This window comes from Streptomyces sp. NPDC002536, assembly GCF_053594995.1.
Genome location: NZ_JBSFWU010000013.1, coordinates 79036 through 94940 on the forward strand (window position 1 = coordinate 79036; position 15905 = coordinate 94940).

At 71.1% G+C, this 15905-nt stretch carries 13 protein-coding genes; 8 read left to right on the plus strand and 5 right to left on the minus strand.

The features are described from left to right. Positions 1–7 precede the first annotated feature (7 nt). On the minus strand, positions 8–649 hold the full coding sequence (locus ACWD4B_RS07685; protein ID WP_451419925.1) for a protein-L-isoaspartate(D-aspartate) O-methyltransferase: 642 nt from the start codon (positions 647–649) through the stop codon (positions 8–10). Between the two features lie 79 nt (positions 650–728). Here ACWD4B_RS07685 and ACWD4B_RS07690 point away from each other — a divergent pair, with 79 nt between their 5' ends. After that, entirely contained in the window at positions 729–2537 is a 1809-nt protein-coding gene (locus tag ACWD4B_RS07690; RefSeq protein ID WP_451419926.1) for a sugar-binding protein, read from the plus strand. 244 nt (positions 2538–2781) lie between these two features. Further along, positions 2782–3570 (plus strand): VOC family protein, encoded by a 789-nt coding sequence (locus ACWD4B_RS07695; RefSeq protein WP_451419927.1) that lies wholly within the window; start codon positions 2782–2784, stop codon positions 3568–3570. Positions 3571–3626: 56 nt separating this feature from the next. Here ACWD4B_RS07695 and ACWD4B_RS07700 read toward each other — a convergent pair whose 3' ends face one another. Further along, complete coding sequence (locus ACWD4B_RS07700) at positions 3627–5264, minus strand: ABC-F family ATP-binding cassette domain-containing protein (RefSeq protein ID WP_451419928.1); 1638 nt, start codon at positions 5262–5264, stop codon at positions 3627–3629. A 323-nt stretch (positions 5265–5587) separates the two neighbouring features. On the opposite strand from ACWD4B_RS07700, the gene ACWD4B_RS07705 reads away from it, so the two are divergent. Beyond that, the gene (locus ACWD4B_RS07705; RefSeq protein ID WP_451419929.1) at positions 5588–6964 is read left to right on the plus strand and encodes a cryptochrome/photolyase family protein; all 1377 of its coding nucleotides are present in this window, start codon (positions 5588–5590) and stop codon (positions 6962–6964) included. Between the two features lie 9 nt (positions 6965–6973). Here ACWD4B_RS07705 and ACWD4B_RS07710 read toward each other — a convergent pair whose 3' ends face one another. Continuing rightward, positions 6974–7591, minus strand: a complete 618-nt coding sequence (locus ACWD4B_RS07710) for a LysE/ArgO family amino acid transporter (protein ID WP_451419930.1) — start codon at positions 7589–7591, stop codon at positions 6974–6976. Positions 7592–7660: 69 nt separating this feature from the next. Between ACWD4B_RS07710 and ACWD4B_RS07715 the strand changes: the two genes are divergently transcribed. Further along, positions 7661–8563: a LysR family transcriptional regulator ArgP gene (locus ACWD4B_RS07715; protein WP_451419940.1), complete on the plus strand. Its 903-nt coding sequence runs from the start codon at positions 7661–7663 to the stop codon at positions 8561–8563. Positions 8564–8588: 25 nt separating this feature from the next. On the opposite strand, the gene ACWD4B_RS07720 is transcribed toward ACWD4B_RS07715, so the two are convergent. Both ACWD4B_RS07720 and ACWD4B_RS07725 read right to left on the minus strand, forming a co-directional pair. Then, positions 8589–9869: a protein-glutamine gamma-glutamyltransferase gene (locus tag ACWD4B_RS07720; RefSeq protein WP_451419931.1), complete on the minus strand. Its 1281-nt coding sequence runs from the start codon at positions 9867–9869 to the stop codon at positions 8589–8591. Between the two features lie 457 nt (positions 9870–10326). Then, positions 10327–11112 carry an aminotransferase class IV gene (locus ACWD4B_RS07725; protein WP_451419932.1) on the minus strand — a complete coding sequence of 262 codons (786 nt, stop codon included), beginning with the start codon at positions 11110–11112 and terminating at the stop codon, positions 10327–10329. A gap of 52 nt (positions 11113–11164) precedes the next feature. Here ACWD4B_RS07725 and ACWD4B_RS07730 point away from each other — a divergent pair, with 52 nt between their 5' ends. The 4 genes from ACWD4B_RS07730 to ACWD4B_RS07745 form a co-directional block, all read left to right on the plus strand. Next, the gene (locus ACWD4B_RS07730) at positions 11165–11641 is read left to right on the plus strand and encodes a DUF6314 family protein (protein ID WP_451419933.1); all 477 of its coding nucleotides are present in this window, start codon (positions 11165–11167) and stop codon (positions 11639–11641) included. Between the two features lie 60 nt (positions 11642–11701). Then, positions 11702–12412, plus strand: coding sequence for a hypothetical protein (locus tag ACWD4B_RS07735; protein ID WP_451419934.1), 711 nt, complete (start codon positions 11702–11704; stop codon positions 12410–12412). 147 nt (positions 12413–12559) lie between these two features. Beyond that, a complete protein-coding gene (locus ACWD4B_RS07740; protein WP_451419941.1) occupies positions 12560–14197 on the plus strand; it encodes an FAD-binding oxidoreductase in 1638 nt (545 codons plus the stop codon). A gap of 288 nt (positions 14198–14485) precedes the next feature. Beyond that, positions 14486–15905 (plus strand): multicopper oxidase family protein (locus ACWD4B_RS07745; protein WP_451419935.1); only part of this gene is annotated, 1420 nt, incomplete at its 3' end.

Below are 15905 nucleotides of genomic sequence, written 5' to 3' on the forward strand. Positions count from 1 at the left end.
GCCGCGGTCAGGCGGAGTAGCCGTACCGCCCGCGCAGGCGGACGAAGCGCGCATCCGCCAGCACGCGCACGGATTCCAGCCCGCTGCCGGTGCGCCGGAAGGCCACCACCCGTTCCCGTCCGCCCGGCCCGATGGGCTGCACCAGCCGCCCGCCGTCCCGCAGTTGTCCGACCAGCGGCGCGGGCACCTCGGGGAACGCGGCGGACACGAGGACGGCGTCGTACGGAGCGCACTCCGGCACCCCGTAACTGCCGTCCCCGGTGCGCACGTCCACGTTGCGGACACCCTGCCGGTCGAGGTTGCGCCGCGCCTGCCGCGCGAGGTCGGGCCATATCTCGATGCTCACCACGTCGCCCGCCAGTCGGGCGAGCAGCGCGGTCTGGAAACCGAGACCCGTGCCGACCTCGAGAACGTGCTCGTCCCCGCCCAGACACAGGCCCTCGATCATCAGGGCGGACAGCGAGGGCTGTGTGGTCACCAGGCCGTGAGCGATCGGAACGGGCTCGTCGTGGTACGCGACCGCCTCCTGACCGGCGGGCACGAACGCCGCCCGGGGCGTGGTCCGGACGGCCTGCAGCAGACGCTCGTCACCGATACCGGCGGCCCGCAGGACACGCTCAAGGCCTTCGGGGGACTGATTGCCGCTCATATGCCCCATGTTCCCCGCCACGCCACCGCGGCATCATGGGTTTCCCGCCCACCGGAGCCCGAGGGAAGGACGAGGTCCCATGACGCCGTACAAACCCCGACGCCTCCTCCCCGCCGCACTCGTCGCCGCAGCACTGGTCACCGGCGCGTGCAGCACGCACAAGGAACCGGACGGAGACGACACCACGTCCCCGGCGAGCAGAGCGGCAGCCCACACGGACGTGCTGTTCATCGGCGCCCACCCGGACGACGAGTTCCAGTCCCTGGCCACCTTCGGCCAGTGGAGAGAACGCCAGGGACTGAGCACCGGCGTCGTCACCATCACCCGCGGCGAGGGCGGCGGGAACGCCGTCGGCCCCGAGGAGGGCCCCGCACTCGGCAGGATCCGCGAACGCGAGGAACGCGCAGCCGTCGGGCACGTCGGCATCCGCAACGTCTTCTACCTCGACAAGCCGGACTTCTGGTACACGCTCTCCGCACCCCTGACCGCCAAGGCCTGGAACCGCGCCCCGCAACAGCCGACGGACACCCTCGCCCGGCTCGTCCGGCTGATCCGGGCGACCACCCCGAAGACCGTCGTGACCATGGACCCGCGCCCCTTCAACCAGCACGGCGGCCACCAGGAGGCCGGCCGCCTGGCCGTCGAGGCCTTCCGCCTGGCCGGCGACCCGACGGCATTCCCCGAACAGATCACCAAGGAGAAGCACGCCCCCTGGAAACCCTCCCGACTCCTCGCCCAGAGCTGGAAGTTCGACAGGCCGACGGGGGAGCAGTGCGCCGAGCGGCAGGCCACGGACCCGCACACCGGGCTGCCGGTCATCGGCGTCTGGCCCGGAACACGCTCCCGCGACCACGGAAAGACATGGGCGCAGGTGGAGCGGGACGCCGCCCGCACCTACGTCACCCAGGGCTTCGGCACCCTCCCGCCCACCGTCGACACCCCAGCGGACCGCCTCCCCTGCGAGTGGTTCACCGTCCTGGCCGAGGACGGCAGACCCGTCACCGCCCCGGTGCACCCCCAGACCGGACTCCGCCCGCTGTACGCGGAGTTCCGCGACTGGGCGCAGCAGGTGCACATGCCGTGGCTGGCCGACGACGCCCAGCCCGCCTACCTGCCCGCACCCGCCACCACGGTCCCCGAAGTCGCCGAGGCCCCGGTCGTCGACGGCACGGCGAGCCCGGGCGAATACCCCGGCGAGACGCTGCACCTGACGCACTGGGACGGCAAGGAGTGCACCCCCGACGACTGCTCGGCCGACGCCCGCCTCGCCCGCCACGGCGACGACCTGTACGTCCTCGTCCACGTCACCGACGACAAGAAGGGCGCCGCACTCGACGCCGCCAACGACTGCAAACGCCACTGGCGCACCGACTCCGTCGAGATCGACCTCGACCCCGCAGGCCGCTCCGACGACACCTCGACCACCTTCAAGACGGGCATCCTCCCCTTCACCGCCCACAGCGGCGGCCCCTGCGCCGAGCGCGACGGCGACAACCACCAGGGCCCGGCGACCAGCACCGCACCCGGCATGGCGGTCGCCTCCACGGTGACCGACCCGTACCACGGCTACACGGTCGAGGCGAAGATCCCGCTCGCCGACCTGCCGGCGCCCGTCGACCCCGCACACCTCACCGCGAACATCCTCGTCTACGACTCCGACACCCAGGACAAGACAGGCAAGTCCCGCCTCGCCTGGTCCCCCTACGGCAGCGCCCAGGCCGACCCCTACGTCTGGGGCACCCTGCACCTCCCCGGATACACACCACCGTCCGCCCGGCCCGCACCGTCCGCCGAGCTGCCGCTTGACGCGGCGCGCAGCCAGGACTCCCCGGCATCCGTCGCCCAGTCCGTCCGCACGGGCGTCCCACTCGGGGGAGGGGCGCCGTAGGGCGCGTCCGGCGGATCTTCGCGCCCCGCAGTCGACGCACTACCCCGGGGGTCCAGGGCGAAGCCCTGAGAATCTCGACTGCGGGCGCGTTGTGGCTGGTCGCGCAGTTCCCCGCGCCCCTTACGGGGCGCCGTGGTGCCGCCCACCGGATGTTTGCAGTCCGCCCGATGGGCATACACACACCCTGACCACGTTGCGCTCCCGGCTCCCGTGACGCCGGGACGACCTGCACCAGGAGCATACGATGCTGACCTCGACACACGTTCCGGGCGGGCCGACCTGGCTCGACCTGGGAACACCCGACACGGACGCGGCCGTCGCCTTCTACGGAGGACTCTTCGGGTGGGAGTTCCGCTCCGCCGGGCCGGACGCCGGCGGGTACGGCTTCTTCCTGAAGGACGGCAAGGCCGCGGCCGGCCTCGGCCCGCTGATGGAGGAGGGCGCGCATCCCGCGTGGACGGTGTACTTCCGCACCGAGGACGCGGACGACACCGCCGACGCGGTGCAGCGGGCCGGCGGCTCGGTCCGCTTCCCGCCGATGGACGTCCTCACGGCAGGCCGCATGGCCGGATTCACCGATCCCGCAGGTGCGGAGTTCGCGGTGTGGCAGCCCGGCGACACCGACGGCCTGGAGGCGGTCAACGCCCCCGGCTCCGTCAGCTGGATCGAGCTGTACAGCACCGACGCCGCCGCGGCGACGGAGTTCTACCGCAAGGTGTTCGGCTGGGACACCCGCGACATGGGCATGGGGGAGGGCCTCGTCTACACCATCGCGGGCCCCGCGGGCGGCGGAGAGAAGCGGATGCACGGCGGCCTCATGCAACTGCCCGAGGAGCACATGCAGCGGGGCTCGACCTCCGAGTGGCATCCCTACTTCGAGGTCGAGGACTGCGACGCCGCCCTGGCCCGGGCCGAGGAGCTGGGCGCCACCACCATCATCCCCGCGATGGACGCCCCGGGCGTGGGCCGCCTGGCCATGGTGCTCGACCCGTTCGGGGCACCGTTCGCAGTGATCACGAGCGCCGGGGGCTGAAGGACCGGCCCGGGCTGACGGACCGTTCAAGGCGCCAAGCGGGGTTCCCCCGGCTTCTATCCGCCCATCTCCGCGCGCACCTCCTCCGCCGTGGTGTCCCGCAGTCCACCGTCCAGGAGCAGCCAGCGCGTCACGCCGAGCGACTCCAGGAACGGCAGGTCGTGACTGGCCACGACCAGCGCGCCCTCGTACGACTCCAGGGCCGTGGTGAGCTGACGGACGCTCGCCATGTCGAGGTTGTTCGTCGGCTCGTCGAGCAGCAGGAGCTGCGGGGCGGGCTCGGCCAGCATCAACGCCGCCAGCGCGGCGCGGAAGCGCTCCCCGCCCGAGAGGGTCCCCGCCTGCTGGTCGGCCCGTGCCCCCTTGAACAGGAAGCGGGCCAGCCGGGCCCGGATCCGGTTCCCGGTCGCCTCGGGGGCGAAGCGTGCGACGTTCTCGGCGATGCTCAACTCCTCGTCGAGCACGTCGAGTCGCTGCGGCAGGAACCGCAGCGGCACATGGACCTCGGCCGTGCCGGAGAACGGCTCCAGCTCTCCGGCGATCGTGCGCAGCAGCGTCGTCTTGCCCGCGCCGTTCCGTCCGACCAGGGCGATCCGCTCGGGACCGCGCAGCTCGAACTCGCCCTCGACCCGGGCGCCGTGGGCCGGTTGCAGGTCCCGGAGGGTGAACACGGAACGGCCCGGCGGCACCGCCGTGGCCGGGAGGTCGATGCGGATCACGTCGTCGTCGCGCACGGCGTCCACCGCCTCGTCGAGCCGCTCCTTCGCCCCGGCGAGCCGGTCCTCGTGCAGGACGAGATGCTTGCCCGCAGAGACCTGGGCCTGCCGCTTGCGCGCACCCATGACGACCTTGGGCTCGCGCTTGCTGTCCCACATCTTCTGGCCGTACCGCTTGCGGCGGGCCAGTTTGACGCGGGCGTCGGCCAGTTCGCGCTTCTGCTTGCGCAGGTCGGACTCGGCGGTGCGCACCAGCCGTTCGGCCGCGTCCTGTTCCACGGCGAGCGCCTCCTCGTACGCCGAGAAGTTGCCCCCGTACCAGGTGATGCCGCCTGCCCGCAGATCCGCGATCCGGTCGACGCGGTCGAGGAGTTCACGGTCGTGACTGACCACGACCATGACGCCGGGCCACGCCTCGACGGCCGCGTACAGGCGGCGACGCGCGGACAGGTCGAGGTTGTTGGTGGGCTCGTCGAGCAGGAGCACATCGGGCCGGCGCAGCAGCAGCGCGGCCAGGCGCAGCAGGACCGACTCCCCGCCGGACACCTCGCCGACGGTGCGGTCCAGGCCGATGCGCCCCAGCCCCAGCCCGTCGAGCGTCGCCATGGCACGCTCCTCGACGTCCCAGTCGTCGCCGACGGCCGCGAAGTGCTCCTCGCTCGCGTCGCCCGCCTCGATGGCGTGCAGCGCGGCGCGCGCCGCGGCGATGCCGAGGACCTCGTCGACGCGGAGCGAGGTGTCGAGCGTGGCGTTCTGCGGGAGATAACCGGTCTCGCCGGCCACGCGCACGGTGCCGTCGGCCGGGGAGAGCTCTTTGGCGATCAGCTTCAACAGGGTGGACTTTCCCGACCCGTTGAGGCCGATGAGCCCCGTCCGGTGGGGACCGAAGGCCGCTTGGAGGTCGTCGAAGACGGGGGTGCCGTCCGGCCAGGCGTAGGAGAGCGACGTGCAGCTGATGAAGGCAGGGGTTGCAGACATGTGGGCCTCGCGTGGTTGCGTGAGAAGGGCGGTCGGGGCAACACGTGGAGACACCGCGGGGGAAAAATTCAGGATCCCCGTCACCGGCGGGAGGACGGCTCGATGCGTCGAGGTCGCACACGGAACGCAGGCGGCGGCTGAGCGGGGCCATGACGGCCCGGCAGCGCGGCAGCGCGGTGTCTCAGGACCTCAGACGAGCAACGTCCTTCTCCGATCGACGGCAACAGGGGCTTCATCAACGTAGGACGGCGCCATCGGCACGTCAACGGAATTCCGGCGGCACGGACCGGTACACCGGACGACGGTCCGGGAAGAGGACGATCATGAACGTTCCGGTGGTCCTCTTCACCTCCGACCTGCGGCTGCACGACCACCCGCCGCTGCGTGCCGCGCTCGCCTCCGCCGACGGGGTGGTGCCGCTGTTCGTGCGCGACGACGGGATCGACGCCGCGGGGTTCGCCGTCCCCAACCGCAGGGCCTTCCTCGCGGACTGCCTCGCCGACCTCGACACCGGCCTGCGCCGGCGCGGCGGCCGCCTGATCGTGCGGTACGGCGACGTCGTCGACCAGGTGTGCCGGGTCGCCACCGAAGCGGGCGCCGACCGGGTGCACATGGCGGCCGGCACCACCCGGTACGCCCTGCGGCGCGAGGAACGGCTGCGGGCGGCCCTGGAGTCCGCCGGCCGCGGCCTGACGGTCCACGACGCGGTGGCAACCGCCCTCCCGCCCGGCGCCGTCACCCCGGCCGCCTCGGACCACTTCGCCGTCTTCACCCCCTACTTCCGCCACTGGTCCCGGCACCGCCTGCGCGACGTCCTCGGCGCACCGCGGACGGTGCGCGTCCCCGACGGCATCGGATCCGAGGACGTCCCCGCCCGCCGCGACGTCCCCGGAGTCTCCCCGGGCCTGGCCGCCGGCGGGGAGACCGCGGCCCGCAGACGGCTCACGGCATGGCTGCGCGACGGGATCGCACGGTACGCGGAGTCCCACGACGACCTCGCCGCCGACGCCACCTCCCGGCTCTCGGCCCCGCTGCACTTCGGCGCGCTCTCCCCGGTCGAGGTCGTGCACCGGGCCCGCGGCGTGGGCGGTCCCGGCGCCGAGGCGTTCGTGCGGCAGCTCGCCTGGCGCGACTTCCACCACCAGGTGCTGGCCGCCCGCCCGCAGACGGCCACCGTCGACTACCGCCCCCGCAACGACCGTTGGCACACCGGGCGGCAGGCCGCCGCGGAAGTGGCCGCGTGGCGCGACGGCCGCACCGGATACCCCGTGATCGACGCGGCCATGCGCCAGCTGCAGCACGAGGGCTGGATGCACAACCGGGCGCGCCTGCTGGCCGCATCCTTCCTCACCAAGACGCTGTACGTGGACTGGCGCATCGGCGCCCGGCACTTCCTGGACCTGCTCGTCGACGGCGACATCGCCGACAACCAGCTCAACTGGCAGTGGGTGGCCGGAACCGGCACGGACACCCGCCCCAACCGGGTCCTCAACCCCCTGGCCCAGGCCCGGCGGCACGACCCGCACGGCGCGTACGTACGCCGCTGGGTACCGGAACTCGCGGGCCTCGGGGACGGCCCGGCCGTCCACGAACCCTGGCGCCTGCGGGGGAGCGGGCACGCCGCCCGCGGCTACCCGGATCCGCTCGTCGACCCGGCCGACGGGCCCGCCCGGTTCCGGCAGGCCCGCGGCCTCGGGTGAGAGGAGCCGTCAGGCCCCGGCCAGCAGCATCACGCCGACGAACAGCATGGTCGCCGCCATCAGCACGTCGATGACGCGCCAGGCCGACGGCCGGGCGAACACCCCGCTGAGCAGCCGGGCCCCGAAGCCCAGCGCACTGAACCAGCACAGGCTGGCCAGAGCCGCGCCGATGCCGAACTCCCAGCGCAGCGGCCCCTTGGCCGCGGCGATCGCACCGAGCAGCAGCACGGTGTCGAGGTAGACGTGCGGGTTGAGCCAGGTCATCGCCAGACAGCTGAGCACGGCGCGCCGCCGCGAGCGCACCGACGAGCCCTCCGTGTGCATGGCCGCGTCCGGGGAACGGTAAGCGCGGATCGCGGCGCGCAGCCCGTAGCCGAGGAGGAAGGCGGCGCCGAGCCAGCGCACGGCGGTCATGGCCGGCGGCCAGGCGGTGACCAGGGAGCCGAGACCGGCGACGCCGAGGGTGATGAGCAGGGCGTCCGACGCGGCGCAGATGGCCACCACGGGCAGGACCGCGTCGCGCCGGATGCCCTGGCGCAGCACGAAGGCGTTCTGCGCACCGATGGCGACGATCAAGGAGAGTCCGGTGCCGAAGCCTGCGGCTCCGGCGGTGAAAGCGCTGTACATGCCCTTGACGCTAAGGATCAGTCGACCGACAGTACAGCTAAAGTTTCTTAGGTATCATTAGCGGCCGTGATGACGAGCCTGCCCCACGACCTGGTCCGCACCCTGCTCACCGTGGTGGACGAGGGCACCTTCGACGCCGCAGCCGCGGCCCTGCACATCACGCCGTCCGCCGTCAGCCAACGCGTCAAGGCGCTGGAACAGCGCACCGGACGCGTCCTGCTGATGCGCACCAAGCCCGTGCAGCCGACCGAGTCCGGCCGGATCGTCGTGCGCTTCGCCCGCCAGCTCGCCCGCCTCGAGAGCGACGCGCGCGCCGACCTGGGCATGGCGGAGGCCGGCGCCCCCGCCCGCCTCACGATCGCGGTGAACTCCGACTCCCTGGCCAGCTGGTTCTTCCCGGCACTGACCCGGGTCCCGCACGACCTGCGGATCTACTTCGAACTCCGCCGCGAGGACCAGGAACACACCACCGCCCTGCTGCGCGAGGGCCAGGTGATGGCTGCGGTCACCTCCTCGCCCGACCCCGTGGCCGGCTGCTCCGTGCGCGAGCTCGGCCGCATGCGCTACCTGGCCGCCGCCGGCCCGGACTTCGCCGCCCAGTGGCTCGCCGACGCCCCGCTCCACCGGGCGCTCCCCGACGCCCCCGTCATCATGTTCGACCGCCGCGACGACCTCCAGGACGCCTTCGTGCGCACCATCGCACACGGCAAGGACGCGAGCCCGCTGCGCCACTACGTGCCGACGAGCGAGGGCTATGTCGAAGCCGTGGTGGCCGGCATGGGCTGGGGCCTGGTCCCCACGATGCATGCCGGGCCGCACCTGCGCGCAGGCACACTCGTCAACCTCGCCCCGGACCGTCCGGTGGACGTCCCGCTGTACTGGCAGCAGTGGAAACTCGGCTCCCCAGCCCTCGCCGCCGCCGCGGACGCCGTCGCGGCGGCAGCGGCGGAGGCGCTCACCACGGACCCGTGAACGTCACGCCGGCTACCCGGTTCTGTCACGGCCAGCCCTGCATCACCTTGGCGGGTGCGGTGTTCCAGCTCTTGGGTATGAACGTGATCGCGTAGGTTCCGCGGTCGAAGTCCGCGTACCCGGCGGACCAGTTCCGGAACTTGCTCTCGTATACGCGCATGGGCCCCAGGTCGCTGTTGGGCGCGTGATAATGGTTGGCGTGGGTCCATATGGTCTTGTCGGAATCCGCTTCTGTCTGAGCCCCGAACCAGCCGTAGTCGAAGTTGACCCAGCTTTCGCCAGGGTTGGCGGGACTGCGCGGAATGTTTCTGTCCTTCGACATGTCGACCAGCCCCGTACCCCGGTCGGGGCGGAAGGCATCCGGGTCGCCGTACTTCCTCGTGTCGGAGGAGCCCTGCCGGTCCTGCCCGCTCCAGAAATGCTTCGAGTAGATCACCGCCTTCATCCTGGACGGGTCGTAATTGCCCCCGTCCCTCTCCTTGAAGGATGGTGTGTTCCTCAGCGCCGAGTAGAAGTTCGAGCGGCTGTCCTCGTGGAGCAGAGCGTCATTGTTGTTCGTGAGCTCTGTCTTGAGATTGCCGATGTAGGTCCCCTCGTCGTGCGCATTTTCCAGGGCCTTGTTCATCATGGACGCCACATCACGCGCCCGCTCGAAACCCTTCCCCTCGTCGAAACTGTCCTTGGCGATGCGCCCCTCGAACTCCGCCTGCGTCTCGCCGGGCCGGGGTCCGGTGTTCTTCAGGTCGTTCCTGTACTTGTTCTCGTCGAAGAACGCGAACGCCAATCTGTTCGTCGGGTAGGGGCCCGAATTGGCCCAGGTGATGCCGACGCAGCCGTAGGAAAGCTTTTCCCGCTGTTCTTCGGTCATTTGCTGCTTCTTACCGTCGTGCTGGCTGTAGACCTGCTGCCATTTGCGTATGTAGTTGTTGACGACCGTAGTGGCCCTGCCTCCGTAGGCCCGGTACGTGTCAGGCATTCTGTCGAGCGGCTCGGCGGGAGGGGTTTCCCTGTCGTCGGAGGCCCGGGAGGGCGCGCCGGCGCTCGGAGATAATTCCGCCGGAGGCTTGCCGGGCTGCCCCAGGGCCAGGGCTCTTTCGTTCAGTGCGTTGATGTTCTCGACGTCATCCGTCGTCAGGCCGTGCGTTGCGGCGTAGGAACCCTTCTTTTCCCCGTCGCCGCCGTCGGCGGCCCGGCTGACCGACGGTGTGAATCCAGCGGTGCATATGACCGCACCCACAGTGGCGAAGGCGAGAAATCTCCGACGTTGATACATGAAAACCAACAACTCCCTTATGTGAAAACTCATGAAGTCGTGAAGCGAGGGCGTGCGAGAGCGCGACGCATTGGAGGGGTTCGCGGCGAGCTGCGACGGCTCGCTACGTCAGGGCCGGGTGGTCGGGGTCGCCGTAGCGGATCCCGACGCGCGGGCGGGAGCGCATGAAGTCGGCGTCGGCCAGGCGGACTTGGCCGGGATGCCCGACCGTGCGATGCCCGCGTCGAGGAGGAAGCTGAACTAACCCGTGGCCGGGGTGCGGGTGAGGGGCAGGGTGAGGACCGCGGTCACGGCGACGGCAGTGAGGGCGCGGAGAACGGTTCTGCGCATCACGTCTCGGCTCCTGAATGAGTGATCAGGCTGATACGAGCAGTGATCATGTCCCTGTGTTAACTCCCCGGCAACATCAGGGTCTTAAATCCGGCCACTCTGTCATGTAGGGCGATATCTGGCCATGCATCCGATCCGGCCCGGCGTGGGAGGAGCCGGGTCACAAGGATTCGAGCGGGACACGCGCATACAGCTCACGCAGCCGCACGACGGCCTCGTCCTCCTCCGGGAACGTCACCTCGCCGATCGCGCTGATCGCGCGCACCCCCACCGACGCGTTCGTGGCGAACGCCGCCCGCATCCGCGGAAGTTCCCTGACAGCCACCGGAGCCGTGGCCGTCCCGGCATCGGCGGCCCGCAGCAGCTGCAGGGTGACCCCGGGCAGTACATCGGCCTCCGGCCACACCACCCTCCCCGCCGCGTCCACGAACCCCACGTTCCACGTGACGCCCTCCGAGACGCACCCGCCGGGCCCGACGAACAACGCGTCGTCGAATCCGGCCAGTTGTGCCTCCCGCCGCAGCCTGAACTGGCTGAACAGCCCGACATGCTTCACCGCGGCCGCGTCACGGCTGAAGGCGCACGGCTTCGCCCTCAGCGGCGGCGGGGCCGTCACCCCGGCGGGCCGGAGCGTCACCATGACGTGCGGGTCCGCCTGTGCACCGAGATCCAGCACGTCCAGGTGCGGATCGAAGACGGTGACGCGCACCATGACCGGCCCCGGCCCGTGCTCACCGACCGCCTGCCGCACGTACGCGACGACACGCGCAGGGTCCAGATCCGTCCCGAATACGGCACGGCAGTCGCGCCGCAACCGGTCGAGATGCAAGGACAGGCCCCGGACTCCTCCGTTCTCCACGCGCATCGTGGTGAAATGCCCGTAGTTCGCCAGGGCGAGGGACTGCAGGTACGCGGAGGGAGCCGGCGCTCCGTTGACTGTGACCACCCGCCGGATTCTGGCACGACCCCCCGCACCGGGCAGAAGGGACAATGAAGCCATGAACGCCACCGTCCCGGGGACGGCACCCGCCGCCGTACCGACCAGCCATCCGGTTCCCGACGCCGTCGCCTACCTGGCCGGTCACTGGTCGCTCGACCGCACCCTGATCGACCTGGACACCGGCTCCCACGGGTGGTTCCACGGCACGGCCGCCTTCCGCCCCGCCGCCGGCGAGACGCACGTACTGCACACCGAGGACGGCGAGCTGAGCTGGAACGGCACGGTCAACCGCGCCGGCCGCACGCTCAGGATGCTGCCCGAACCGGACGGCACGGCCGCAGTGACGTTCGCCGACGGCCGCCCCTTCCACCACCTGGACCTGCGCACCGGCCACTGGACCGCACACCACCCATGCGGCCAGGACCTCTACAACGGCACGTACACGGTCGTCTCCCCCGACGAGTGGCACCTGCAGTGGCGCACCACCGGCCCGGCCAAGAACCAGGAGCTGCGCTCGGTCTATCGGCGGCGGTGACGGACGGGCACCCTGGGCCGACTGGGCCGAGGTGCGCCCGGCCGGCGGAGGGGGCCGACGATGGGGAAGCCGAAGCATCCGCACGTCCGGCGACACGCCTGGCCGGCCACGGCGCTGCGCGTGCTGCTCCTGGCCACCGCCGTCGGCGGGCTGGTCCTCTGCGTGCCATGGGTGCAGGAGTCGTACCGGAACTCGGTGACATACCGGCACGCGGCCCCCTGCCCGCCCGACCACCGCACCCACACGGCCGACGACTGCATCGAGGAATCCACGGCCCGTGTCGTGGGCAAGGACGTCGACGAGTCCTGCACCACGGACAGCAACGGCGTCCGGTCCTGCACGCAGCACTACGAGCTGCGGATCGCTCTCGCCGGGCGCGACACGTGGCACGAAGTGCAGTGGCCCATGTACCGCGACACGCACCCCGGTGACCGTGCGGAGGTCCGCAGCTGGCACGGGGCGCCGATACGGATGGCACTGCACGGCCACACCGAGACATACCTCGCTCCCCCGGAGGAGTCCCTCTTCTGGAGGCTGGCGGGTGCCTGGGGGATCCTGGGCGTGGCCGTCGGAGCCGTCGGGGGAGCGCGCCTGCTGCTCCGGCTCCCGTACGTGATCGGGTGGTTCCTGCTGACGCTGCCGTTCCTGGCGATCGTGTCCGGCACCCTGCTCGGGGCCCCGAGCGCACTGGAGTGGACCGTGGACATCGCGCTGGCCCTTCCCGGCCTCTGTGTCATCGCCATCGGCCTGTGGCGTCGGCGGTGGGAGTAACGGCGCTGGTCGGCGTGGCGCGGCCCGGCTGTCGGCGGGGCCGGCCGTCGATTGGGGGGCACCCGCGCTTTCATGATCGAATGCGGTCGTACGTTGTTCGAATGTTCCTGGGGGGACGTTGTGTCCGAGACCGCCCGTACGTCGTTCATGGGGCGCCGCAGCCTGCTGACCGGAGGCGCCGCGATGACCGTCGGCGCAGCACTGACCGCGACGTCGACCGTGCCCGCGCAGGCCGCCCCGCCGCAGGGCATCGCGACACCCGGCGCCGTCACGGTGAAGCCGGACGACCCCCGGTACGCGGACCTGATACGCGGCATCAACCAGCGCTGGGTCGGCAAGCCCGAATACGTCCGCCTGGTGACGACCACCGGCCAGGTCGTCTCGGCCGTGCAGGAGGCCGTACGGGCCGGGAAGCGCATCGCGGTGCGCAGCGGCGGCCACTGCTACGAGGACTTCGTCTTCAACAAGGACGTCCAGGTCGTCATCGACATGTCCGCGATGACCGAGGTCTACTTCGACCGGACCCGCAGCGCCTTCGCCGTCGAGGCCGGTGCGTCGAACCTGAACGTCTACGAGGCCCTGTACAAGCTCTGGGGCGTGGCCCTGCCCGCAGGCTCGTGCTACTCCGTCAGTGCCGGCGGCCACATATGCGGCGGCGGATACGGCCTCCTCTCCCGCCGTCACGGCCTGACCGTCGATCACCTGTACGGGGTCGAGGTCGTCGTCGTGGACAAGGACGGCACGGCCCGTGCCGTCGTCGCCACCCGGGAGAAGAACGACCCCAACCGGGAGCTGTGGTGGGCCCACACGGGCGGAGGCGGCGGCAACTTCGGCGTCATCACCCGCTACTGGCTGCGCTCGCCCGACGCAAGCGGCACCGACCCCTCCCACCTGCTGCCCCGTCCGCCGTCCGAGGTACTCCTGCACGCCGCGGCCCTGCACTGGGACGACCTCGACGAGGAGTCCTTCACCCGGTTGCTGAAGAACTGGGGAGCCTGGCACGAGCGCAACAGCGCCCCCGACTCCCCGTACAACTCCCTCTTCGGCCTGCTGAAGCTGACCCACCGTTCCGCCGGTCAGGTGGGCCTCATCACGCAGATGGACGCAACGGTCCCGGGGGCCCGCGCGATGCTGGACCGCTACCTGACCGAGATCCTCGACGGCGTGGGCGCCGAGGGCCGGGCCATGACCCAGCGCATGGGCGAACACGCGGCCATGCCGCAGTTCTCCGCCCCGCGCCGGCTGCCCTGGTTCCTGGCCACCGACTCCCTCAGCGGCGCGAACCCCACGCTGCGGGGCAAGTACAAGTCCGCGTACATGCGCAAGAGCTTCACCGACGCGCAGATCAAGGCGCTGTACAAGCACCTGTCCCGTACGGACTACAGCAACCCCGACGCCCTCGTCCAGGTCGACTCCTACGGCGGCCGCATCAACGCCGTCGCCCCCGACACGACCGCCGTCCCCCAGCGGGACTCCGTCCTCAAGCTCCAGTACATGGCCTTCTGGACCGACGCGGCCGACGACGCCCGGAACCTGGCATGGGTCCGTGACCTCTACCGCGAGGTCTACGCAGACACGGGCGGCGTACCGGTCCCCGGCGATGTCAACGACGGCTGCTACGTCAACTACCCCGACACCGACCTGGGCGACCCCGCCTGGAACACGTCGAGGACCTCGTGGGCCGAGCTCTACTACAAGGGCAACTACCCGCGCCTGCAGCGTGCCAAGGCGACGTGGGACCCGCGCGACGTCTTCCGCCACGCCCAGTCGATCCGGCTGCCGTAGCCGTCCCGGGCGGCGGCGCCGAGCGCGCCGCCGCCCCCCGCGGAAGTCCCACGGATGGGCGATACGGACTGCCTGTCAGGGCCGCCGACAAGCTGGTCGATTTGTCATGGTCTGCGGTGGTTGGCGGAGCGGGTTTGTGATGGTATGTGACCGTCTTGTGATCAGTTATATGGATGAGGACGGGTTAGGGGAGTGTGTGGGATGAACGCGGGTGGTGGTGGAGGCGTATCGCGTCGCGGGGTGTTGCGGGGAGGGATGGTGGGCATCGGCGCGGGGATAGCCGGGGGTATGGGGATACCGGGTGCATGGGCGTCGCCGGCCGGGGTGCCGGACCCGACGGGCGCACTGGGGACGGGAGCGGCGGGGGAGGAACTGGCGGACCTGCCGGTGGTCTACAGCCGTTCAGGCATCCTGAACCACACCCTCACGGTGGCGGGCGGCCATCCGGTGGTGGGGGGAAGACGGCTCGGCCTCGACGTCTACAACGGCCGATTGCCGGGCGAGATGTGGCGGGTACGGGCCGGGGACCGGATGCGGGTGCTCCTGTGCAACCGGATGGAGCCGTCCGGGGTACCGCCGGTGTGCACGGAGCAGGATGCGGCCGGCTGCCTGCCCGCACGCGAGCGTCAATCCCTGATACACGACGCAGTGACGACGAACCTGCACGTGCACGGCCTGCAGGTCTCTCCCTCCGGCGCCTCGGACAACGTGTACGTCAGCGTGCCGCCCGGGGGCAGCCGGCAGTACGTGTACGACATCCCCTCCGACCAGCCGCCGGGGCTGTACTGGTACCACCCGCACCACCACGGTTCGACGACGCATCAGGGCTGGTCAGGACTGTGCGGCCCGCTCGTGGTGGAGGGAGCGGTCGACCGGGTGCCGGAGATCGCCGACATGCGCGAGCGGGTCATCGTGATCAACGCCGTGCGGGTGGACGAACACGGCGAGAACCCGACCGTGTCCATCATGCCGACCGCCGGCGACGACCCCTTCACCATGGAAGACCCGTTCACCACCGACCCCGTCGTGCCGGCCAGAATGCTGTTCCCGCTCAACGGCGGACTGCGGCCGGTCGTGAACATCCGCCCGGGAGAAGTGCAGCGCTGGCGGGTGCTGAACGCCGCACCGCACCGGGAGATGTGGCTCCACGTGGACGGCCACACGCTGTACTGGATCGGCCAGGACGGCATCCCCTTCGCCTGCCCGCGCCAGGTCCCCTCGATCCTGCTGGCCCCGGGCAACCGCGCGGAATTCCTGATCCGCGGCGGCGAGCCTGGCCGGCACTGCATCTACGCGGCCCCCTACCGGCAGGGCCCCGCCCGCACCGACCGCCCCGCACTCGAACTGGGCACCCTGGAGGTCTGCGGCGCCCGGGCCTCGGGCTGCATCCCGCAGCGCCTGGTGGACCCGCCGTGCATGCCCCGCCTGCCGATCGCACGCCGCCGCACGCTGATCCTGTCCCGCGAACGCTCGGACGTGCCCGGCGGGGGAGCCCGGTTCCTGATCGACGGTCAGCCCTTCGACATGGACCGCATCGACCAGGAGGTGGAGGCGGGAACGGTCGAGGAGTGGCGCCTGGTGAACCAGGACGACTTCCAGCACCCGATGCACTTCCACGTCAACCCGTTCCAGGTGGTCGACGTCAAGGGCATCCCCGCGGGCGACACCTCCTGGCAGACGGACCCCACGCTGTGGTGGGACACCTACC